19 protein-coding genes and 1 pseudogene are annotated in these 21,372 nt (G+C 72.4%); 10 read left to right on the top strand and 10 right to left on the bottom strand.

What is annotated here, in order from left to right; genetic code table 11:
- Positions 1–160 precede the first annotated feature (160 nt).
- The gene (locus HCC61_RS10765; protein ID WP_169135057.1) at positions 161–1,366 is read left to right on the top strand and encodes an MFS transporter; all 1,206 of its coding nucleotides are present in this window, start codon (positions 161–163) and stop codon (positions 1,364–1,366) included.
- A 164-nt stretch (positions 1,367–1,530) separates the two neighbouring features.
- On the opposite strand, the gene HCC61_RS10760 is transcribed toward HCC61_RS10765, so the two are convergent.
- Positions 1,531–2,970: a YncE family protein gene (locus HCC61_RS10760; protein WP_169135056.1), complete on the bottom strand. Its 1,440-nt coding sequence runs from the start codon at positions 2,968–2,970 to the stop codon at positions 1,531–1,533.
- A 365-nt stretch (positions 2,971–3,335) separates the two neighbouring features.
- Here HCC61_RS10760 and HCC61_RS10755 point away from each other — a divergent pair, with 365 nt between their 5' ends.
- Entirely contained in the window at positions 3,336–3,980 is a 645-nt protein-coding gene (locus HCC61_RS10755) for a TetR/AcrR family transcriptional regulator (RefSeq protein WP_169135267.1), read from the top strand.
- Positions 3,981–4,092: 112 nt separating this feature from the next.
- Here the strand turns inward: HCC61_RS10755 and HCC61_RS10750 are convergent, their stop codons facing one another.
- Both HCC61_RS10750 and HCC61_RS10745 read right to left on the bottom strand, forming a co-directional pair.
- Positions 4,093–4,713 carry an L-threonylcarbamoyladenylate synthase gene (locus HCC61_RS10750; RefSeq protein ID WP_169135055.1) on the bottom strand — a complete coding sequence of 207 codons (621 nt, stop codon included), beginning with the start codon at positions 4,711–4,713 and terminating at the stop codon, positions 4,093–4,095.
- Between the two features lie 9 nt (positions 4,714–4,722).
- Positions 4,723–5,757 carry an RICIN domain-containing protein gene (locus tag HCC61_RS10745; protein ID WP_169135054.1) on the bottom strand — a complete coding sequence of 345 codons (1,035 nt, stop codon included), beginning with the start codon at positions 5,755–5,757 and terminating at the stop codon, positions 4,723–4,725.
- 878 nt (positions 5,758–6,635) lie between these two features.
- Here HCC61_RS10745 and HCC61_RS10740 point away from each other — a divergent pair.
- Together HCC61_RS10740 and HCC61_RS10735 are read left to right on the top strand one after the other, a co-directional pair.
- Positions 6,636–7,076 carry a subtilase-type protease inhibitor gene (locus tag HCC61_RS10740; protein WP_169135053.1) on the top strand — a complete coding sequence of 147 codons (441 nt, stop codon included), beginning with the start codon at positions 6,636–6,638 and terminating at the stop codon, positions 7,074–7,076.
- Positions 7,077–7,310: 234 nt separating this feature from the next.
- Positions 7,311–8,708: a phytase gene (locus tag HCC61_RS10735; RefSeq protein ID WP_346777128.1), complete on the top strand. Its 1,398-nt coding sequence runs from the start codon at positions 7,311–7,313 to the stop codon at positions 8,706–8,708.
- A gap of 52 nt (positions 8,709–8,760) precedes the next feature.
- Here HCC61_RS10735 and HCC61_RS10730 read toward each other — a convergent pair whose 3' ends face one another.
- On the bottom strand, positions 8,761–9,615 hold the full coding sequence (locus HCC61_RS10730; RefSeq protein ID WP_169135052.1) for an SAM-dependent methyltransferase: 855 nt from the start codon (positions 9,613–9,615) through the stop codon (positions 8,761–8,763).
- A gap of 275 nt (positions 9,616–9,890) precedes the next feature.
- Here HCC61_RS10730 and HCC61_RS10725 point away from each other — a divergent pair, with 275 nt between their 5' ends.
- On the top strand, positions 9,891–10,595 hold the full coding sequence (locus HCC61_RS10725; RefSeq protein ID WP_346777127.1) for a histone deacetylase: 705 nt from the start codon (positions 9,891–9,893) through the stop codon (positions 10,593–10,595).
- 38 nt (positions 10,596–10,633) lie between these two features.
- Here HCC61_RS10725 and ribA read toward each other — a convergent pair whose 3' ends face one another.
- Together ribA and HCC61_RS10715 are read right to left on the bottom strand one after the other, a co-directional pair.
- Positions 10,634–11,287, bottom strand: coding sequence for a GTP cyclohydrolase II (ribA, locus tag HCC61_RS10720; protein ID WP_169135051.1), 654 nt, complete (start codon positions 11,285–11,287; stop codon positions 10,634–10,636).
- Between the two features lie 140 nt (positions 11,288–11,427).
- Positions 11,428–12,219, bottom strand: a complete 792-nt coding sequence (locus HCC61_RS10715) for a CDP-alcohol phosphatidyltransferase family protein (protein WP_206322301.1) — start codon at positions 12,217–12,219, stop codon at positions 11,428–11,430.
- Between the two features lie 107 nt (positions 12,220–12,326).
- Between HCC61_RS10715 and HCC61_RS10710 the strand changes: the two genes are divergently transcribed.
- From HCC61_RS10710 to HCC61_RS30635, 5 genes and pseudogenes are all read left to right on the top strand, one after another.
- Entirely contained in the window at positions 12,327–13,364 is a 1,038-nt protein-coding gene (locus tag HCC61_RS10710) for a zinc-binding alcohol dehydrogenase (protein WP_169135050.1), read from the top strand.
- Between the two features lie 94 nt (positions 13,365–13,458).
- Entirely contained in the window at positions 13,459–13,857 is a 399-nt protein-coding gene (locus HCC61_RS10705; protein ID WP_169135049.1) for a 6-carboxytetrahydropterin synthase, read from the top strand.
- Positions 13,854–14,978 carry a glycosyltransferase family 4 protein gene (locus tag HCC61_RS10700; protein ID WP_346777126.1) on the top strand — a complete coding sequence of 375 codons (1,125 nt, stop codon included), beginning with the start codon at positions 13,854–13,856 and terminating at the stop codon, positions 14,976–14,978. Before HCC61_RS10705 ends, HCC61_RS10700 begins: the two co-directional genes overlap by 4 nt.
- A gap of 11 nt (positions 14,979–14,989) precedes the next feature.
- Complete coding sequence (locus tag HCC61_RS10695; protein ID WP_169135047.1) at positions 14,990–15,850, top strand: class I SAM-dependent methyltransferase; 861 nt, start codon at positions 14,990–14,992, stop codon at positions 15,848–15,850.
- Positions 15,847–16,842: pseudogene (locus HCC61_RS30635) on the top strand (lysylphosphatidylglycerol synthase transmembrane domain-containing protein); the annotation flags it as partial. The gene HCC61_RS10695 and the pseudogene HCC61_RS30635, both read left to right, overlap by 4 nt.
- Positions 16,843–16,947: 105 nt before the next feature.
- Here the strand turns inward: HCC61_RS30635 and HCC61_RS10685 are convergent.
- From HCC61_RS10685 to HCC61_RS10670, 4 genes are all read right to left on the bottom strand, one after another.
- The gene (locus HCC61_RS10685; RefSeq protein WP_346777140.1) at positions 16,948–17,625 is read right to left on the bottom strand and encodes a RibD family protein; all 678 of its coding nucleotides are present in this window, start codon (positions 17,623–17,625) and stop codon (positions 16,948–16,950) included.
- Positions 17,626–17,891: 266 nt separating this feature from the next.
- Entirely contained in the window at positions 17,892–18,626 is a 735-nt protein-coding gene (locus HCC61_RS10680) for a creatininase family protein (RefSeq protein WP_169135045.1), read from the bottom strand.
- A gap of 290 nt (positions 18,627–18,916) precedes the next feature.
- On the bottom strand, positions 18,917–20,170 hold the full coding sequence (locus tag HCC61_RS10675) for an alpha-hydroxy acid oxidase (RefSeq protein WP_169135044.1): 1,254 nt from the start codon (positions 20,168–20,170) through the stop codon (positions 18,917–18,919).
- Positions 20,167–21,318: an L-idonate 5-dehydrogenase gene (locus tag HCC61_RS10670; RefSeq protein WP_169135043.1), complete on the bottom strand. Its 1,152-nt coding sequence runs from the start codon at positions 21,316–21,318 to the stop codon at positions 20,167–20,169. The genes HCC61_RS10675 and HCC61_RS10670 overlap by 4 nt, the downstream gene beginning before the upstream one ends.
- Between the last annotated feature and the right edge of the window lie 54 nt (positions 21,319–21,372).

Raw genomic sequence — 21,372 nt, 5'->3', positions numbered from 1 at the left:
CGCGGACGCCGACGCAGCTCTGTGATGAGACGTTAGGCAATGGACCCGTGGGTTTGACGGGAACACCGCGATTCGATCAACTTTCTGCCATGGAAAGGTAGATGCCAATAGCCTGACCTCCCGCAAAGCCCGGGTCCATGGCTGAAAAGAGGGGGTACGGGTGGTTTCCCACCGCACCGCCGTCGCAACGGTGTTCGTCGTCAACGGGGGCCTGTACGGGGCCTGGGCGGCCCGCGTCCCGGCGCTCGCCTCGCAGGCCGACGCCGGCGCCGGCGCGTTGGGCCTGGCCCTGCTGGGCCCGGCCATCGCGATGATCGTCACCGCTCCGCTGGCGGGACGCGCCTGCGCGGCGTGGGGTGCGCGTACCGTCCTCGGGGCCGCGCTCGCCGGTGCGTGCCTGGTGCTGCCGCTGGTGGGTCTGGCGGGGTCGCCGCTGCTGCTCGGTGCGGCGCTTGCGGGACTCGGCGGGCTGATGGGCACCGTCGACGTGTCGATGAACGTGGCCGCGGTGGCCGTGGTCCGCGAGACGGGACGGCCGCTGATGCCGTTCTTCCACGCGGGGTTCAGCGCCGGGGGGCTGCTGGGATCGCTGGGTGCCGGGCTGGCCGCCGCGCTGGACGTGGCGCCCGCGGGGCACTTCTGCTTCGTCTCGGCCGCGGGGCTGCTGGCGCTGCTGGCCGCCGGCCGCGCACTGCCCGGTGAGCGGCCCGAGCCGCAGCACCGCACCGAGGGCGGTTACCGGGACGTCGTAATGCGGGGACGGCTGTGGCTGCTCGCGGCGGTGGCGCTGTGCGCGGCGGTCGCGGAGGGCACGTGCGCCGAGTGGTCGGCGCTCTTCCTCGTACAGGAGCGTGCCGTCACGGAGCCGGTGGCGGCTACCGCGTACTCGGTCTTCGCGGTGACGATGGCGGTGACCAGGCTCGCGGGCGAGCGGCTGGAGTCCCGTTACGGGCCGCACCGGGTGCTGGCCGGCAGCGGACTGACGGCGGCGTGCGGGCTGGCGGCCGCGGCGGTGGTGCCGTCCGGGACGGTCGCCTACGCGGGTTTCGCCCTCGCGGGCGCGGGACTGGCGTTCTGCTTCCCCACGGCGATGGCGCTGGCCGGTGACGCGGGGCGCCGCGAGGACGGCGGCGGCGGCGAACGGGAGTTGGGCTTCGTCACGACCGTCGCCTACGCGGGGATGCTGGGCGGTCCGCCGATGGTCGGCGGGGTCGCGTCGGTGACGAGCCTGACGGTCTCCGTCGGCCTCGTGGGACTGCTGGCGCTGCTGATCGCTCCGGTCGCGCTGGCGGCGCGCGGACGCGAGAGTGCGCCCGCGGTCGCCGCCGGGGAGGAGCTCGCAGGCGCGGGGCGGCGGAGCAACTGACGGCACGGACCGCGCCCATGGCCGCGGCCCCCACCGCGGCCATGACCACGCCGGCCACCGCGACGGCGATCCCCACCGCGACCGTGGCCGGGAGCGCGCCCCCACGAGGGCACGCTCCCGGTGCCGTAACCCGGAACGGCACCGGGAGCGCTCGCCGCCCCCCCTCACCCACGCGCGGCCGGGCTCGTCCAGTCGGCAGGAACATGGGCGACCCGGACGCGCTGGGGGTGGTCTCCGACGGACACCGAGGCCGTCTTCTCACCCGTGTCGAAGTCGATGGCGGTGACGCGGTCACTGCCGCTCTCGGAGATCACGCAGGACTTGCCGTCGCCGCTGACGGTCGCCCAGTACGGCTTCGAGGCGGCGATCAGCGGACCCTCCTTCAGGGACTCGCGGTCCACGACGGTCGCGTAGTCGTCCATGGTCCCGGCGATGCACAGCTTGTCGCCGCCGGGGCTCATCGACATTCCGTGGTGGCGGGAGTCGTTGACCCAGGTCGTACGGTCCTCGCTGGTGTCGGGGTTCTTGGGCAGGACCTTCTCGCGGGTGATCTTGTCGGAGGCCACGTCGTACTCGAAGAAGCCGTTGAAGAAGGAGACCTGGAAGTAGAGCTTGGACTCGTCCGGTGTGAAGGCCACCGGGCGCACGGCGTCGGAGAAGTCCTTGCGGCCGAAGGCGTCGAGCCGTTCGCGCATGTCGATGACCTTGACCTGCTCGAAGGTCTCCGCGTCGACGACGGTGATCTTCCGGTCGCCCTTCGTCCAGTCCAGCCAGGGGTCGTCGGTGGCGGTCTGCACATCGCCGATGGACATGTTCCAGATGTGCTTGCCGCCGTCGGTGAACACGTTCTCGTGGGGCTTGTCGCCGGTCTTGAACGAGCCGGCCTCCTTGCCCGTCTCGATGTCGAGCACGTGGACCGTGTTGGACGTGGAGGCGGAGACGGCCACGCGCTTCCCGTCGGGCGAGACGGCCATGTGGTCGGAGCGGTAACCGGACACGGGAAAGCGCCAGTTGATCTTCCCGGTCTCCACGTCGACGGAGACGACGTCCGCGAAGCTCGGACGTGAGACGACCATGGCCGTGCCGTCGGGAGTGGAGTACATGTCGTCCACGAACTGGTCGTGGCCCTCCCCCGGTCCGTTGCGGATGGCCATGAAGTAGGCGAGCTTGACCGGGTCCGCGTGGATCTCCTTGAGGCGCTCCTCCTTGTCGGGGATCACGTCGACGCGGCCGAGCTTGTCGAAGGAGCCGCTGGACTTGATCACGTCGGCCGTGCCGTCCCAGTTGTTGCCGACGAACATCACTTCCTGGAGGTCCGCGGCGTGGGCCGCGGGAGCCTGGGCGGCGGGAGCCTGGGCCGCGGCGCTTCGGACGGCGGGCGCGGTCCGGGCGGCCCCGCCGGTCGCCGCGGTCGTGGCGGCGACGGCCACGAGTGCCGTGGCGACGGCGACGGGCAGCCGGCGACGGCGGCCACGCGGCGACGCGCTCCAGGACCGCCGGGGGCCGGGGCTCCCGGAGGCAGGGGCCCCGGAGGCATGGGCCCCGGAGGCATGGGTCCCGGCCGGGAGTTCGGCGTCCGCGTGCCTCTGTCTGGAAACGTCCATGGCTCTCCTTCGCGTGATGACCGCCTCCGCGGGCTGCGAGCGGGCCGGGGCGAGCACCGTGCGGGGGTGAATTGCCGTTCTGGGCAGGGGGTTTCCGGCCGGGCGTCACTGCCGGACAATGTGAAAAGGCCGCGCTTCACATTGGGCTACCGAAGGTAACTGCGGACCTGCCGTTCTTCAACCCCTGTGCGGGAGAGGATGGTTGGGGCACGAGTGGCGGCCCACGGGCGGGCCCGCGGCACCGGCACGCCGAGCGGCAGACGGCAGGCCGCAGGCGGTCGGGGCGGCGGTCGGGGCGTGGGCACACGGAGGTGCCCATGGGCATACGGTGCACGGACGCCGAGAACACCGACGAGGGGACACGGGTGACCCAGCGGCTCAGGCGGCCGAGCGGCCGCTACGCGGGCAAGGCTGCCGACGAGCGGCGCGCGGAGCGGCGCCGCCGCTTTCTCGACGCGGCCCTGGAGCTGTTCGGGGCCGGTCCCGGCTACCGTGCGACGACCGTCGCCGCGCTCTGCGAGTCGGCGGGACTGTCGACGCGGCAGTTCTACGAGGAGTTCCGCTCCCTCGAAGACGTGCTGTCCGAGCTGCACCTGGAGGTGAACGCCTGGGCGGAGAGCGCCGTCGTCGAGGCCCTCACCGACACGGCCCAACTGCCGTTCGCGGAGCGCTACGGCCGCGTCTTCCGCGCGTACGCGGCCAGCATCGCCGAGGACCCGCGCCGCATCCGGATCACCTTCACGGAGATCGTCGGCGTCAGTCCCCGCATGGACGAACAGCGGCTGACCCGCCGCGCACGGTGGGTCGAGCTGATACGCGCCGAGGCGGCGGCGGCCGTCCGCAGAGGCGAGGCCGCCGACCGCGACTACCGCATCGCCGCGGCCGCCTTCATCGGCAGCGTCAACGGACTGCTGCACGACTGGGCGGCGGGCTGGGTGGACGCGTCCCTCGAAGAGGTCGTCGACGAACTCGTGCGTCTGCTGCTGGCGTTGCTGCGCCCGGACGGCTGACGGGCGGCCGCACGACCGCCCGTCCGGGGAGGAACGACCGGCCGTACCGACGGCCCTCGGGGACGAACGACCCTCCGTACGACCGGCCTTCGGGAGTGCCGCGCGCGCTCGGCTACTCGAAGCGCGTGGTGTCGCCCGCTCCCCGCCGTACGATCTCGGCCTCGCCCTCGGAGAAGTCGATGACCGTGGTCGGTTCCGTACCGCAGTCCCCCGAGTCGATCACCGCGTCCACGACGTGGTCGAGCCGTTCCTTGATCTCCCAGCCCTGCGTCATCGGCTCCTCCTCGTCGGGAAGGAGCAGCGTGCTGGAGAGCATCGGCTCGCCGAGGTCCGCGAGGAGGGCCTGGGTGACGGCGTGGTCGGGGATCCGCACGCCGACGGTCTTCTTCTTCGGGTGCAGCAGCCGGCGCGGCACCTCCTTGGTGGCGGGCAGGATGAAGGTGTAACTGCCCGGCGTCGCCGCCTTGATGGCGCGGAACACGTCGTTGTCGATGTGCACGAACTGCCCCAGCTGCGCGAAGTTCTCGCACACCAGCGTGAAGTGATGACGGTCGCCGAGGCCCCGGATGGAGCGGATGCGGTCGATGCCGTCGCGGCTGCCCAGCTGGCAACCCAGCGCGAAACAGGAGTCCGTCGGATACGCGACGAGCGCGCCGGCGCGGATGCTCTCCGCCACCGTGCCGATGGTGCGGCGCTGCGGGTTCTCAGGATGCACGTCGAAATACTTCGCCATCCGCCGACCCTACGACGGACGAGCGGGACTCCACTTCTCACTGTCCTCACCCGTGCAGTCCCAGAGCACCAGCGGCGTGCCGCTCTCCACGTCGCCGTCCCGCACGGCCACGCACTTGTCGGCCTGCGGATTGACCAGGTCGCTGCCCTCGCTGAGCCGGAACTGCTGCGCCGGATTGCCGCTGCAGTACGCGAGTTGGATCACCGTGCCGTTCTCGCTCGACCCGTCGGCGACGTCCATGCACAGGCCCAGGGCGCGCACGGTGCCGTCGCTCGCGAACGTCCAGCGCATCGAGGCGGCGCCGGAGCAGGTGCGGATGTCCAGGGCCGTGCCGTCGCGGCCCTCGCCGCCGGGCACGTGGATGCACTGGTCCGAGTTGTGGTTCCAGATGAGGACGGTGCCGTCCGAGTCGTCGCCGCCCCCGCCGGAGCCGCCCGGGTGGCCGGGTGCGGGCGGCTTCTGGCCGCCGTGCGTAGGACGGTCCTTGCCGTCCCCGCCGGGCGAGCCGGTGTGCGAACTGCGGCCGCCGCTGGGCTTCTTGTCCTTGTGCTTGCCCTTGTCCTTGTCTTTGTCCTTGCTGGGGGAGTTGCTCGGGGCGCTGGACGCCGAGCCGGGCGTGTCGTTCTCCTGGTCGCCGTTCCAGTCCCGGTCGTGCCCGGCGCCCGTGCCCGTCGCGTCGTCCCGGTCGCTGCCGCCGTAGAGCATGAAGCCGCCCGCCGACAGGCCCGCGACGACGGTCGCCGCGACCGCGGCGAGCAGCGCCCGGCGCATCCGGCTGGGCGGCGGCGGTGGCGGCATGGGGCTGCGCGAACCCGCGGGCACGATACGGGGATTGACCGTGGTGACGACGCGGCCCGCTGCCTCCGGTTCCGTATCGGCCGTGGAGCCGTGGCGGTGGTCCTGCCCGTCCTGATCCCGCTCGCCCGGGTCCTGGCCCTGATCCTGCAATGAGGCAGACGTCTCGTCCGCGGCACTCGCGGAGCCGCCGGATCCACGGCCGCCGAAGCCGTCGTCCGCCTGCCGCTCATCACGGGAACCGGTCATCGCGCCCTCTCGCTGAAACGTACTGGAATGTCATCGGCCGGCGACCGCCGGCACCGTCCCGGATTCTCCTCGGCTCCTGGTTGCGGATTGCCTCCTCTGGTTGCGGATTGCTTCCTCGCATTCCCGGACGAGACGCCCGCACCCGCCGCCGGGAGCCGGAGCCGCAACTCGGATGTGCCATCGGGACGATGGACACCGAAAGCCGCAGGACACAGGTTGTGACGTCCCGGCTGCTGTACGGCCACGGGGGCGCGGGGTCGCCCGCCCCGGGGTCCAGTCAACAGCCAAACAGCTTGGGCGTGAAAGCGGTTGACGGAGAAAAAGGCTCGAAGGAAACGGGACGAGCCAGATGATTACGGGACGACGGATCCGCTTTCCATGACTTCGCTTTTCACATCATGTTCCGGCATATTCGCGTGCATTCCCGCCGGTTATCGGTGGACATGCGCGAAGGCTTCCGGCCTCCGGGCTGCTCACCCGGCCCGCGCGCCGACGAGCTGACCGGCGCTCGGAGCGCCGCCTCGCAACGCGCACCTCGTAACGGGTATGTCGGTCAGCGCACTTCGGCCCGGAGGCTCCGGACGGCAGGGCGGTTTCCGGCCGAGCTGGGTCGGCCGGGGAAGCATGACCGAGGACGTTTCCGCAGGCCGGGAAGTCGTTTTGGATTGAACCACAGCCGATTTGCCCACATGCCGGACAGAGTTGTGCATCACTGTCGATGCCCGGATACGGCCTGCGGCCTGTACGGATCCGTTCTCGGCCAAGATCCGTCCGGGCACTCGCGACCGGAAGTGATCGTTCGACGTGCGTTACGGGCTGGCTTGCGCCAGAGTCCTCGGTGTCCGATAAACGAGACATCGACACAAGGAGTGTTCGGAATGCGGTTTAACGTCAAGGCTCTTGGGACGGCGGCAGCGCTCGCCGCCGGGTGTGTGACGAGCGTCGGCGCCGGTGTCGCACACGCCCAGCCCGTGCGAGCCGACAGCCTCTACGCGCCCTCGGCCCTGGTGCTGACCGTCGGCAAGGGCCCGGACGCCGCGACCGCCGCCGTGCAGCGGGCCGTCGTGCTCGAGTGCGCGCCCGGACCCGGTGGCAGTCACCCCGCGGCGAAGCGGGCCTGTGCCGAAGTCGACGCCGTGGGCGGCCGGTTCGAGCAGCTCGTGGACGCCGGATCCGCGGGCGCGATGTGCACCAGGATCTGGGACCCGGTCGTCGTCACCGCCGACGGCGTGTGGAAGGGGCAGCGGGTCGGCTGGCGGCACACCTTCGCCAACCCCTGCACGATGAACAAGACCGGCGGCGGCGTCTTCGCCTTCTGACCGCCGCGGGCGGCGGCGTCCTCCTCGGCGTCCTCTGGCACCCCTTCTGGCTCCGGTTCTGGCTCCGGTTCTCAGTCCGGTTCTGGCTCCGGTTCTCAGTCCGGTTCTGACCCGGTTCTGATTCCGGTCACCTTCTGGTCGGTCCCAGGACGCCCGGCGGTGCAGGCCGGTTCACCGGCCGGGGCATCTCTCCCCGGACCGTCACCGATCCGCTGTTCGTTCCCTAGGAGAACCGTGAGACCTTCCACCGCCCGTACGTCCGCCGCCCGCCCCTCGTCCCTCCGGAGCGCCGCCGTCCTGGCGGGCGCGCTGCTCCTCGTCGCCGCGCCCGTCGCATCGGCGGACGGCGCTCCGGAGCCGGCGCGTACCCGTGCGGAACCGGAGCCCGCACGGGCCACGGCCGCCGTGGAGACCCCGGCCGTACACGACGACGGGCCGGGCGGGCACGCCGACGCCGACGACCCGGCCGTATGGGTCGATCCGGACGACGCAGGGCGCAGCATCGTCGTCGGCACCCTCAAGGAGGCCGGTCTCGACGTCTACGCGACGGACGGCCGGCGGCTCCAGCACATCGACGCGCCGCCCGCGCCGGACGGCGCCTCGGAGCCCGGCCGCTTCAACAACGTCGACATCGTCTACGGCTTCGAACTGGACGGCCGCAGCACCGACTTGGCACTCGTCAGCGACCGCGGCCGGGGCCGCGTGCGCGCCTACGCCATCGACCCCGCGGCCGTCGCCGCGGGACGGCCGCCGCTCACCGACGTCACGGCCGCCGGGGTGCGCCCCGTCTTCTCGCGCGACGAGGAAGAGGTGGACGAGCAGCGCAACGCGTACGGGCTCGCCGCCTACAGCGACGACGGCTCGGCGTACGCGGTCGTCTCCCGGCGCGAGGAGACCGGCCTGAGGCTGCTGAAGCTCAAGGACGTGGACGGCAGGGTCGGTTACTCGACCGAGGACTCGGCCGCCCTGCCCGGTTCCTTCACGCTCCCGGGCGGGAAATCGTGGACGCCGTGCGCGGAGCCCGGAGAGCGGCCCCAGGTCGAGGGAATGGCGGTCGACCAGGAAGAGCAGGTCCTATACGCGGCACAGGAGGACGTCGGCCTCTGGCGGATCGGCCTCGACGGAAGCGAGTTCGCCGCTCCGCACCTCTTCGACAAGGTGCGCGAGTACGGCGTGCCCTGGACGTACGACGCCGAGAAGGAGGAGTGCGTGCTCGACACGGCGCACGACCCCGGACACGGCGGCCGCCGTCTGAGCGCCGACGCGGAGGGCGTCACCGTCTACCACGCCGGTGACGGCGACTGCTACGTCCTCGCCTCCAGCCAGGGCGACAACACCTTCGCGGTCTACGGACGCGGCGAAGACACCCCGTACAAAGGGTCGTTCAGCGTCGCGGACGGTCCGGCGGCCGACGGCGTGCAGCACTCCGACGGGTCGACCGTGGTCAACACCCCGCTGGGCAGCAGGTTTCCGAAGGGCGCGCTGATCGTCCACGACGGCGAGGACACACCGGCTGACGGCGAACGGGCGGGCACGGACTTCAAGTTCGTCCGCTGGGACCGCCTCGCCGCGGCCTTCCCCGAGCCCCTGACGGTCGACCCCGGCTCCTTCGACCCGCGCGACCCCGGCTGAGGCCGGACCGAACACCCCGGCGTCCGGGCCCGGATGAGACCCCGGGCCCGGGTCAGGCTCCCGGCTTCAGACCGACGCCGGACCAGATGGGCACGTGACCGTCGCCGACCGCGCCGCTGTTGCCCGCCTCGATCTCCACGTCCTCGGGCCGCCAGCGCTGCGGTGCCACCAGGCCTGGCGGCACCAGGTCGAGCCCGTCGAAGAAGCGCCCGACCTGCGCCTTGGTACGGGTGCGCACCGACGAGCCGGTGTCTTCGAAGTCCTCTTCGATCTTCCCGACCCGCTCGTCGAAGTCCTTGGTGGCGTGCGTGATCACCAGTGCGCTCCCCGCGGGCACGGCGTCGAGGAGCCTGCGCACCATGCCGTACGCGTCGTAGGTCTCCGGCAGCCAGTGCAACAGGAGGCAGAGGGTGATCGCGACGGGCTGCTCCGGATCGAGGGTGTCCCGGAAGACGCGGGAGTCCAGGATGCCGTCGGGATCGGTCGCGTCGGCCTCGATGTAGGCCGTGGCGCCCTCCGCTGAACTGATGTGCAGCGCACGCGAATGCGTCAGCACGATGGGGTCGTTGTCGGCGTAGACGACCCGCGCCGTCGGGTCCACGGACTGCGCGACCTCGTGCAGATTGGGCGACGTGGGGATGCCGGTGCCGACGTCCAGGAACTGGCGGATGCCGTGCTCCCGTACGAGATGGCGCACCACCCGGTGGACGAACGCCCTGTTCTCCCTGGCGCTCTCCGCGGCCGACGGGATGCTGGCGATCACTTTCTCGGCCTGCTCGCGGTCGGCCGCGTAGTTGGTCTTGCCGCCGAGGAGGAAGTCGTAGATGCGGGCGCCGTGCGGTCTGTCCACCTGAAGATCCACGGGAGTCTGTGCCTCCGCATGCATCCACACGGGCGTCTCGTCCATCGCGGCTCCTCGGTCACCGTCTGCATCGGTCTCGTTACCAACTCCCGGTGATACTAGTCACTTTGAGCCGCGGGCATGCATGTTCTCCGGCCATCGGGCGGCGGTCACGGGCGCGCGCGCAGCGGGAGTCCGTGACCGGGGGTGACGAGACACACTGTTCGCCGGTCCGGCGACGGGGGTAGGCACACCAGCGGCCCATCCAGGGTCCGACGGCCCGGCCTGCGCCGGTGCAGTACCCGTGCCTCACGTACGCGACCCCTACCCCGGAGCACTCAGTGATCGTCCGACGCCGACTGCCTCCGCAGCAGCGCGAGTTCACCGCGCCCCGGCAGGTGTGGTATGCGGCCTTCGGGTCCAACATGCACCGGTCCCGGCTGAGTTGCTATCTCACCGGCGGGCGGCCCGAGGGCGGCCGCAAGGCGCAGCCCGGCTGCCGCGATCCGCGCCCGCCGGAGCGCGCTCTGCCGGTCATGCTTCCCGGCGAGCTCTACTTCGCCATGGAGTCCCCGGTGTGGACGGGCGGTTCGGCCTTCTACGACCCCGATGCCGAGGGGCACACGGCCGCACGCGCGTGGCTGGTGACGGCCGGGCAGTTCTCCGACATCGCCGCGCAGGAGATGCACCGGGAACCGGGCACGGATCTCGATCTGCGGGAGGTGCTGACCTCGGGCAGGTGCGAGGTGGGCGGCGGGCGCTACGAGACGCTGGTGTGCGCGGGCACCGTCGAGGACCGTCCCGTGCTGACCTTCACCGCTCCCTGGGGGCGCGACGGCGTGCCGGGCAATCCCCCGGCCGCGGTCTATCTCCGGCATCTCGCCTCGGGGCTGGCCGAATCGCACGGCTGGCCCGCCGCGCGCATAGCCGCGTATCTCGCCTCGCGGCGCGGAGCCGCCGGGCACTGGAGCGCAGCGGCCGTGGAGGGACTGCTGGAGTCGCCTCCCGGAGAGCCGGAAGACGAGGCCGCGCCCCTACCGGGCTGAACCGCCGGGCCCGGTGCCGGACTCAGCCGGCGCCGGACTCAGCCGAGCAGTCCGTCGAGATGCGGGAGGCTGTGGTCGAGACGCTTCCGCTTCGCGAGGAGATACTGGTGGTTCTCCTTGTTCGGCGGGATCAGCAGCGGAATGCGTTCGGCGATTCTTATGCCGTTCGCTTCGAGAGCGTCGCGCTTTCTCGGATTGTTCGACAGGAGACGTACGGACTCCACGCCGAGGTCGTTGAGAATTTCCACCGCCACCGTGTACTCACGGGCGTCGACGGGAAGACCGAGCGCCAGGTTGGCCTCGACCGTGTCGAGGCCTTCGGCCTGCTGGAGCTGCAACGCCTTGAGCTTCGCGAGCAGGCCGATTCCCCGGCCTTCGTGCCCCTGTATGTAGATGAGGATCCCGGAACCGTCCGCGACCATCATCCGCATCGCCGTGCCCAGCTGGTCACCGCACTCGCAGTGGGTGGAGCCGAAGACCTCGCCGGTGAGGCACTCCGAATGCACGCGCGTGAGTGCGCCGTCCGCAATCTCGCCGTGCACGAGCGCGACTTGCTCTTGGTTGGTGCGGGTGTCCATGTATCCGATGGCCCGGAATTCTCCATGGACCGTGGGCAGCCGGACCTCCACCACCCTCTCGACAGCGGCGGTTTGCCGCGGGGAGCCGTTCACAGAGACTTCCTGGTACGCCATGCGCCGAGCATACCCGGCGGCCAACTCCGCATCGGTTTTTTTAGGAGAATCCACAACCGGCTTGCGTGTACGTGGAATTGATTGCACGGAGCCGGTGGGAATGTGCCGTTTACCGGGCATTTCGCCGCTCGTCATCTCGCTCAGCCCCCGTTACCGCCGGGCGCGGGCGAGCCTCCGCCCGGTTTCACCACCGCGAGTTCCAGGGCGCCTTCGGCGATCACCGGCAGCGTGCGTACGTGCCACAGCCAGGCGATGTCGCGCCCGAAGGACCACACGAGCGCCGCGAGCGCACCTCCCGCAACGAATACCGCGACCGGTCCCGGCACCAGTCCGGATCCGGCCACAACCAGAGCGATCCCCTGCACCGCCGCGACGGTCTTGCGCGCGCGGCTCGGCGGCAGCGGCCCCCGCAGCCACGGCAGCACCTGCTGCGCGGCGACGAAGACGTACCGGATCGCGCCGATGGCCAGCACCCACATGCCCACGAAGAGGCCGACGAACGCGCTGAGCACGAGTATCAGGAACGCGTCGGTCTCCATGTCGAAGCGCGCACCGAGCGCGGAGGCCGTCCTGGTCCGCCTCGCCACCAGCCCGTCCACGGCGTCGAGCACCAGCGCCGAGCTGGCCACGACGGCGACCACGACGAGGGAGGCGTCCCGCCCCTGGTCCGCGACGAGCGCCGCGGTGCCCCCGGCGAGTACCGCTCTGCTCAACGTGACGAGATCCGCCGGTCCGAGGGCCGGCTTCCCCGACCGCAGCAGGAGTGCGCACAGGCTCGCGCCGCACGCCACCCCGATCACCCAGCCCACCGGCCCGAGCCCGGTCACTCCCCACAGGATTCCCAGGAGCAGCAGCTGCCCGGCCATTCCGATCGCCGTCTGGAGTTTCAACTGGTCCGTGGCCCGCCTGACCTGCCTGTGCTGGCTGCTCATCACGCCTCCTGGTGCATATGGCGGAGTCGAAGGGGGCTGATTATGGTACGAGTGGCCGCTGAGATGTGAAGGCTTAGCAGTTGTCGCAATACCTGGAGGACACATAGATGGAGCGCACTGCTCTCGCCTACTGGCTGCGCTCCCCCGGTTCCGGCGAGATTCGGTCCCTTGCCCTGCGCTCTCCCGGGCCGGGCGAAGTCCTCGTCCGCACGCTTTATTCGGGCGTAAGCCGCGGAACGGAAACGCTCGTCTTCGACGGCCGCGTGCCCGAAAGCCAGCACGACGTGATGCGCGCGCCCTTTCAGGAGGGCGATTTCCCGGGTCCGGTGAAGTACGGCTATCTCAATGCGGGCGTCGTCGAAGAGGCCGGCGACCCGGGCCTGGTGGGCCGCACCGTCTTCTGCCTCTACCCCCACCAGACCCGGTACGTGGTGCCCGCGGACGCCGTGACGCCGGTACCGGAGGCGGTGCCCGCGAGGCGTGCCGTGCTCGCCGGGACGGTGGAGACCGCGGTGAACGCCGTGTGGGACGCGGCCCCGGCGCTGGGCGACCGCATCGCGGTCGTCGGCGCGGGAATGGTCGGCTGCTGCGTGGCCTCCGTGCTGTCCCGATTCCCCGCCGTGCGCGTGGAGTTGGTCGACTCCGACCCGGCGCGGGCGGCCGTCGCCGAGGCGCTGGGCGTCCCCTTCGCCCTGCCCGGCCAGGCCGCCGGCGAGTGCGACACCGTCGTGCACGCGAGCACGTCGCAGGAGGGCCTCGCGCGGTCACTGGAACTGGCCGCGGCCGACGCGGAGATCATCGAACTCAGCTGGTACGGGGACCGGAAGGTCGGCGTCCCGCTGGGCGAGGCCTTCCACTCGCGGCGTCTGGTGCTGCGCAGCAGCCAGGTCGGGGCGCTGCCGCCCGCGCGCCGTACCCGCCGTACGTTCGCCGACCGGATGGCGCTCGCACTGGAACTGCTCGCCGATCCCGCACTGGAGACACTGATCACCGGGGAGTCGCGGTTCGGCGAGCTGCCGGAGGTGATGCCGCGCATCGCCGCCGGCGAACTGCCCGCGCTGTGCCACCTCATCACCTACGACGACATCACCGACGACGACGCTTCCGCGGAGGCCCCGGGCGCCGAGGGCTCCCGGGCCGGCTGAGCCGAATCAGCTTCCCGCGCCCGGCAGGCGAGCCCGACGAGCCGCCGCGCAACACCGACCGCCCGCAGGGGCAACGCAAAAGGAAAGTGAGCCGATGTACAGCATCACCGTCCGTGACCACATGATGATCGCCCACAGCTTCCGCGGTGACGTCTTCGGCCCGGCACAGCGCCTGCACGGAGCGACGTTCGTCGTCGACGCCACCTTCCGGCGCCGCGAACTCGACGCCGACGGCATCGTCGTGGACATCGGCGCCGCCACCGGGGAGCTCAACGCGGTCCTGTCGGACCTCAACTACCGCAACCTCGACGACGAGCCCGACTTCGCCGGGGTCAACACCTCCACGGAGATGCTGGCGAGGGTCGTCGCCGACCGAATCGCCGAGCGCGTCCACGCGGGCGCGCTCGGCGAGGGCGCCCGCGGCCTGGAGGGAATCTCGGTGACGCTGCACGAATCGCATGTCGCGTGGGCCGGTTACGAGCGACCGCTGTGAGCGGTGCGGACGCCGCCTCCGGCGCGTCCGCGCCACCCGTCCATGTGATCGTGCCCGGGGACGTGGACGATCCGCGCTCCGTCAGCGGCGGCAACGCCTACGACCGCAGGATCTGCCGCGAGTTGGACGCGGCGGGCACGGCGGTGCGGGAGACGGCGGTCGCCGGCACCTGGCCGCGTCCCTCTGAGCCGGCACGCGCCGAACTGGCCGCCGTGCTCCGCGAGTTGCCGGACGGTGCGGTGGTGCTGATCGACGGACTCGTGGCGTGCGGCGTCCCGGACGTCGTCGTGCCCCAGGCCCGCCGGCTGCGTCTCGCGGTGCTGGTGCACCTGCCGCTCGCGGACGAGACGGGCCTCGCCCCGGCCGAGGCGGCGGAGCTGGGACGGCTGGAGCGGCAGGCCCTGCACTCCGCCGCCGCAGTCGTCGTCACCAGCGACTGGGCGGCCCGCGAAGTGGCCGCGCGGCACGGGCTGGACGCGACGCGCGTCCACTCCGTGCTCCCGGGCACCGACCCGGCGCCGCTCGCACGCGGCACCGACGGCGCCTCGCGACTGCTGTGCGTCGCCGCGGTCACACCGCGCAAGGGGCAGGACGTGCTCGTCGAGGCCCTCTCCACCCTGGACCCCACCCTGGACCCCGCCGTGGAGTGGACGTGTGAGCTGACGGGTCCGCTGGACCGCGCACCTCACTACGTACGGCTGCTGCGCCGCCGCATCGAGGAGAGCGGACTGGACGGGCGCGTGCACCTCACCGGCGCGCTGGAGGGCGACGCCCTGGCCGCGGCGTACGACGCCGCGGACCTGCTCGTGCTCCCCTCACACACGGAGACCTACGGCATGGTGCTCACCGAGGCGCTCGCCCGCGGTGTCCCCGTGCTCGCGACGGAGGCCGGTGCCGTCCCGTACACCGTGGGCACGGCACCCGACGGGACCATTCCGGGCATTCTGGTGCCACCTGGAAACACCGCAGCTCTAGCGGCTGCGCTGCACACTTGGCTCACGGATCCAGGAATTCGTTCGCATCTGACAACATCCGCACACGGGCGCCGGACCGGGTTGCAGGGTTGGGCCGAAAGCTCTCGTCAGCTGGCCGGGGTGCTGGAGCGTCTCCGGCTCGAATAACGGAGTAGCGCTTGAACACTGTCGGCTCGCCCCGCTACGCCCCCGAGTGGCTCGCGCTGCGTGAGGACGCGGACGTCCGCGCCCGCGCGGAGCAGCTTCTCGATCCCCTCGTCGGCTTCCTCGCGGGGGCCGCCGCGTCCGGCGGGCTGACGGTCCGGGACCTGGGGTGCGGTACGGGCTCGATGGGGCGCTGGCTGGCCTCCCGGCTGCCCGGGCCGCAGAGCTGGTTCATGTACGACCGCGATCCGGCGCTGCTGGAGAACATCGCCGCCCGCATGCCGCGCGAGGCCGCCGACGGCAGCCCCCTCGAAGTGATCCCGCAGCAGCGGGACATCACCCGGCTCACCGGAGACGACCTGGCCGGCACCTCCCTGGTGACGGCGTCCGCGCTGCTCGATCTGCTCACGGCGGACGAGATGGAGGCGCTCGCGGCGGCCTGCGCCGAGGCGGGCTGCGCGGTGCTGCTGGCGCTCTCGGTGGAGGGCCGAGTCGAGATCGGTCCGGCCGATCCGCTGGACGAGAAGTTCAACGCGGCCTTCAACGCACACCAGCGGCGCACCGACGGCGGTCGCCGGCTGCTCGGCCCGGACGCGGTCGACGCCGCGACGGCCGCCTTCGAACGCAACGGCGCCACGGTCCGCACCCGCCCCAGCCCGTGGCGGCTCGGCCCCGACGACCGCGCGCTGACGGCGCAGTGGCTGCTGGGCTGGGTGGCGGCGGCGTGTGCGCAGGAGCCGTCGCTGGAGGCGGCGAGCGAGGACTATCTGCGGCGCAGACTCGACGCCTGCGACGCGGGCGAGCTGCGGGCCGTGGTCCACCACCGCGATCTGCTGGCGCTGCCCGGAGACCCGGCGGGGACTGTTCCGGCATGACCGGCCGCACGGCGGAGCGTACGGACGGCCGTACGGCAGACCTCCCCGACCCCGATGACCCCACCGGCCCCGAGAACCGCACCGGCCCCGAGGACCCCACCGGAGACCGTACGGACGAGCCCGCGGACCCCGCGGACCCCGCGAAGTCCCGCCCCGGGCGCGGCCGTACGAAGGGCGGCGCGGTCTGGCGCCGGCTGCGCATGCCGGCGGCCCTGCTCATCCTGGGCGTGGTGGTCCACCGGCTCGGAACGTCCACGCTGCTGGGGGCGCTCGGCCGGATAGACGCCCAGGCGGTCCTGCTGACGTTCGCCTTCAGCGTTCCCGCCACGGTTCTCAGCGCGTGGCGCTGGTGTGTCGTATCGCGGAAGCTCGGGATACCGCTGCGGCTGCGTACGGCGGTCGCCGACTACTACCAGGCGCTCTTCCTCAACGCGACGCTGCCCTCGGGCGTGCTGGGCGACGTGCACCGGGCGGTGCGCAACGGCCGCGACGCCGGCGACGTCGGACGCGGCGTACGGGCCGTGGTGCTGGAACGCACCGCGGGCCAGGCCGTGATCGTGGCCGCGGGCGTCGTGGTGCTCGTCGTCGCCACCCCGCCGCTGCCGGTGCTTGGCGCACTCGAAGTGCCGCTCGCCACCGCCGGTCTGGTGCTGCTCGCGGTGGCCGCGGTCGCCGTGGCGGTGCTCGCCGGACGGGGCGGGCGCGCCGCGAAGTGGCGCCGCGACCTGGGGGTCTTCCTCGTCGACGCACGTGCTGGGCTCTTCGCGCGCGACACCTGGCCGCCGGTGCTGGTCTTCTCCGTACTCGCCCTCTGCGGGCATCTGGGGCTGTTCGTCACCTCGGCACGCGTCGCGGGCTCCTCGGCGCCGGTCAGCGCACTGGTGGCGCCGCTGCTGATGGCGCTGCTCGTGATGGCGCTGCCGGTCAACATCGGCGGGTGGGGCCCGCGCGAGGGCATGTGCGCGCTCGCGTTCGGCGCCGCCGGGCTGGGCGCGACCCAGGGGCTGGCCTCCGCCGTCGTCTACGGTGCGCTGGCGCTGCTCTCCAGCCTGCCGGGAGCGGCCGTACTGGCGTACCGGCTGCCGGCGGCCCGGCGTTCACGCGGGCGCGGGGCCGCTCGCGAGGTGCCGGAGGTCGAGTTCGAAGAGCATGTCCGTGCCGAGGCGGAAGGAACGGGCCCGGGGCCACAGGGCCTCCCCCATCCGTACGGGCCCTGGGAAGCGGAGCCCGGGTACGCCGTCTCCGAGGAGGACCGGCGCGACCGTGACGTACAGCCGGTGCAGCACTTCCGCGCGGAGGAACCCGGACACCGTCGCGCCGCCGCCCTCCACAAGTATCCGGCGAAGGCCGCGGCGGGCGAGGGTCTCCAGTATTAGCCGCGGCTCGAACCCGGCGTCGCCGCGCGGGAGTTCGACGGTCTCCTCGCCGCGGTCACGGGCCCGGCCGGCGGCGCCGTCACCCGCTCCCGCGTCCTGTCCGACGAGGCGCAGCGTCCTCGCCCGCCCGTCGGTGAAGACCTTCGCGTCCGGCCTGTCCCGGCCGGCTCGGCCGCTCGGGTCGAGCACGACGCGCACGGGGCTGGCGCCGGCGCAGGCGCGCACCGTCAGCTGCGGATCGTCGGCGACCGTGGTGCCCGCGCCGACGAGCACGGCGTCCGACAGGGCACGCAGCCGGTGCAGGTGGAGCCGGTCCTCTTCGCCCGTGACGTAGTTGGAGTGGCCGGTGCGGGTGGCGATGAAGCCGTCGATGCTCTGGCCGAGCTGGGCGAACCCCACGTCGGCGCCGGCGAGGCAGAGCGGGGTGTAGAGGGAGGCGAGGGTCTGCGCCTCGGCCGAGGCGGCCCGGCTCCAGCGCCACGCTCCGTCCTCGCCCCGTACGAGCCCGGCCCCGGCGGCGTCCGCGGGGGTGCGCACGGGCAGCAGCAGTTCCCAGGCCGCCTCGCCGTCGAGCGTCCCTGTCCCGTCGGCCGGGCCGGTTCCGGCTCCGGCTTCGGCTCCGGCTTCGGCCCTGGCGGCCGCCGTTGCGTGCCGGTCCGACGTCGTCACCGGGACTCCAGTACGCGAAGGTGGCCGGCGAATGCGGCGGCGAGCGCGGTGAGCACGTCGTCGCCCTTGCGTGCCGTGGCCAGCGAGGGTCTGCCGACGACTCCCGACTCGGTGTACGGGCCGAGCCCGAGCGCGTGCAGATGCCGCCGGTCGTCGCTGATGTGGTCGGCGGTGTCGTAGCCCTCACGTATGCAGTCGGGGCGGGTGTGCAGCAGGATCGAGGTCTCCAGCTCGCCGGCGTGCATGTCGCTGCGTGCGGGCGTCTCCACCCCGGCCTTCGCCGCGGCCTCCTCCCAGTCGGCGGCCACGGGGAAGAGCGCCATGCGGTGCCCCTCGGCGGTGGCCTCCTGCACGACGTTCCGCAGCACGTAGTTGCCGCCGTGGCCGTTGACCAGGACCAGCTTGTCCACCCCGGAGCGGCGCAGCGAGTGCGCGATGTCCCGTACGACGGCGCCGAGGGTGGCCGCGGTGATGCTGACCGTCCCCGGCCAGCTCGCGTGCTCCTGGGAGCAGGAGACCGTCAGCGGCGGCAGCGGCTGCACCCGGTACGAGGCTGCGACCCGCTCCGCCACGGAGCATGCGATGAGCGTGTCCGTGGACAGCGGCAGGTACGGCCCGTGCTGTTCGTAGCTGCCGACGGGAAGGAGGGCCACCGTGGCCTCGCGCTCGGCCGTGTCGCCGGTCGTCTCCGTCGGCAGCACGCGGACGGCGGCGTGGGCGGGGGTGTCCATGAAGGGGTCTGCTCCTCTGGTGCGGTGCGGTGCGTGCCGGCACGGCACCGCGGACGGAGGCGCGGTGCTGCGCGCTCCGCGGCCGGTGCGGGCGCGCGGGGTGCGGCGCGTGCGGCTGATGCGGTGGGTGCGACGTGTGCGACGGGCTGCCCGTCGGCAGCGCCGCGATCACGCTTCCACAGATGGACGGCCGCCACCAGCCCCGGGTGGGGCTCGCGGAGGCGGTACCCGGAGCGGCACAGGGAGCGGTCCCGGCCCGTACCGGGACGGCGCCCCGCGACGCCGCCGCCTCAGCCCTTCCCGTCTCCCGCGACCGGGACGCGCCTGGTCATCAACCGCACGTGGTCCGGGCCGAGTTCGCCGACGGAGGTGACGCCGAGCAGCTTCATGGTGCGCTCGGTCTCGGCGGCGAGGATGGCGATCGCGCGCGCCACGCCCGCCTCGCCGCCGGCCATCAGCCCGTAGAGATACGCGCGGCCGACGAGCGCGAAGTCGGCGCCCAGGGCCAGCGCGGCCACGATGTCGCCGCCGTTCGTGATCCCGGTGTCCAGCATGACGGTGCCGCGCTCCCCCACCGCCTCGGCGATGCGGGGAAGCAGATGCAGCGGCACCGGCGCCCGGTCCAGCTGGCGCCCGCCGTGGTTGGAGACGATCACGCCGTCCGCGCCGTGGTCCATGACGGCCCGGGCGTCGGCCACGGTCTGGATGCCCTTGACCATGATCGGGCCGTCCCACACCTCGCGTATCCACTCCAGGTCGTCGAAGGTGACGGTCGGGTCGTAGAGCTTGCTGACGAGTTCGGTGAGCGCGCCGTGGCCGTCCTTGTCGAAGGCGAACGTGTACGGCTCGGTGGTCAGGAAGTTCAGCCACCACTCCCAGCGGTAGGAGGCGTCGAGGAACGTCCTGAGCGTCAGCTGAGGCGGGATCGTCATGCCGTTGCGCAGGTCGCGCAGGCGGTTGCCGTTCACGGGAACGTCGACGGTGACGATGAGCGCCTCGTATCCGGCGGCCTTGGCGTTGGCGACCAGCTCCCGGGAGAGGTCGCGGTCCCTCCACAGATACAGCTGGAACCACTTGCGTGCCGCGGGCGCCGTCTCGGCGACCTGCTCGATCGACGTGGTGCCGACGGTGGACAGCGCGTACGGGATGCCGGCCTGCTCGGCGGCGGCCACGACGGCACGTTCGCCCGCGGAGTGCATCATGCGCGTGAAGCCGGTGGGGGCCAGGCCGAAGGGCAGCGCGGAACGTCCTCCGAGCACGGTCGTGGAAGTGTCGGCGTGCTCGACGTCGCGCAGCACGCCGGGCCGGAACTCCAGGTCCTCGAAGGCCTCCCGGGCACGGCGCACCCCGACCTCGCCGTCCGCGGCGCCGTCGGTGTAGTCGAACGGGCCCGCCGGCGTGCGGCGCCGGGCGATGCGGCGCAGATCCCAGATGGTGTGGGCGTTCGCGAGCCTGCGCTCCACGGCGCTCCTGGGCCGGGTCTTCAGCCGCAGCAGGGGGGCGAGGTCGCGGGGGCGCGGGATTCGCCGTTCGAGTCGGGTCATGGTGCTGCTCTCCGTGTGGTGCCGGTCGTGCTGTCCGGGCCCGCGCCCGTACTTCCCCCGGGAGCCGGGGCTGCGGCGGCGGGCCCTCTGGTTCCGGTTGCGGCGGCGCCGCCCGTACCGGAAGCGGAAGGGTCTTCCCCGTCGAGGAGGAGGACCACCTTCCCGGGGACGTCCGGGTCGGCGGCGGTCTCCATCGCCTCGACCGCGTCACTCAGCGGGAAGGTACGGGTGACGACCGCCTCCAGACGGCCGGAGGAGGCCAGCATCGCGATGGCGGCGTCCAGTTCGTTCTCGAAGCGGAAGGTGCCGCGCAGCGCGATCTCCTTGGCCACGACGGGCCCGAAGGGCACGCGCACCGGCTCAGCGGGCGCTGATCCCACCTGGACGATCACTCCGCGTCTGCGCACCGAGCCCATCACCGTGGCTGGTGCCGCGGGCGCACCGGACGCCTCGATCACCACGTCGAAGTGCTCGGGCGGAAGCGTGTCCTCGCCGATCCGCACGGTCGTGCCCGCCCCCGCGAGCCCGGCGATGCGCAGCTGCGGCTCCAGGATGTCGCTCGCCCACACCTCCTCGGCGCCTCCCGCACGGGCGGCACCCGCGGTCAGCGCCCCGATCGGCCCGGCGCCGTTGACGAGGACCCGCGCCCCGGCCACCCCGCCCGCGCGCCGCAGGGCGTGCAGGGCGACGGCGAGGGGTTCGGCCAGCACGGCTCTGGAGAGGGGGAGTTCACCGGGCAGCGCGTGCAAGCGCCCGGCGGGGACGGCCAGTTGCCCGGTGAAGCCGCCCTGGGTGTGGGGGAACGTCGCCGCGGAGCCCAAGTAGCGCGCCTCGCGGCAGACTTGGGGATAGCCCTGACGGCACTCCTGGCACGTACGGCACGAGGTGCCCGGATGCACGGCGACGGGTGTGCCTGGTGCAAACCGCCCGGCGGGGTCCTCGGCGACCCTTCCCACGACCTCGTGGCCGAGCACCAGCGGCTCGCGCAGGGCGAAGGAACCCACCGCGCCCTCGCGGTAGTAGTGCAGATCCGAGCCGCAGACGCCGCCGTGGGTCATCGCGAGGAGCACCTCGCCGGGCTGCGGGCGGGGAGCGGCGCGCTCCTCGACGCGCAGATCGCCCGCACCGTGCACGACAACGGCCCGCACCGCACGCCTCCTTCCTGCCGCCTCTTCCTCTGCCTTGCTGCTGTCCGAGTCTTG

This window comes from Streptomyces sp. HNM0575 (genome assembly GCF_012726265.1).
Taxonomy (GTDB): Bacteria; Actinomycetota; Actinomycetes; order Streptomycetales; family Streptomycetaceae; genus Streptomyces.
The sequence above is the reverse complement of the archived record's forward strand: the minus strand, read 5'-3'. Positions and strand labels throughout refer to the sequence as shown.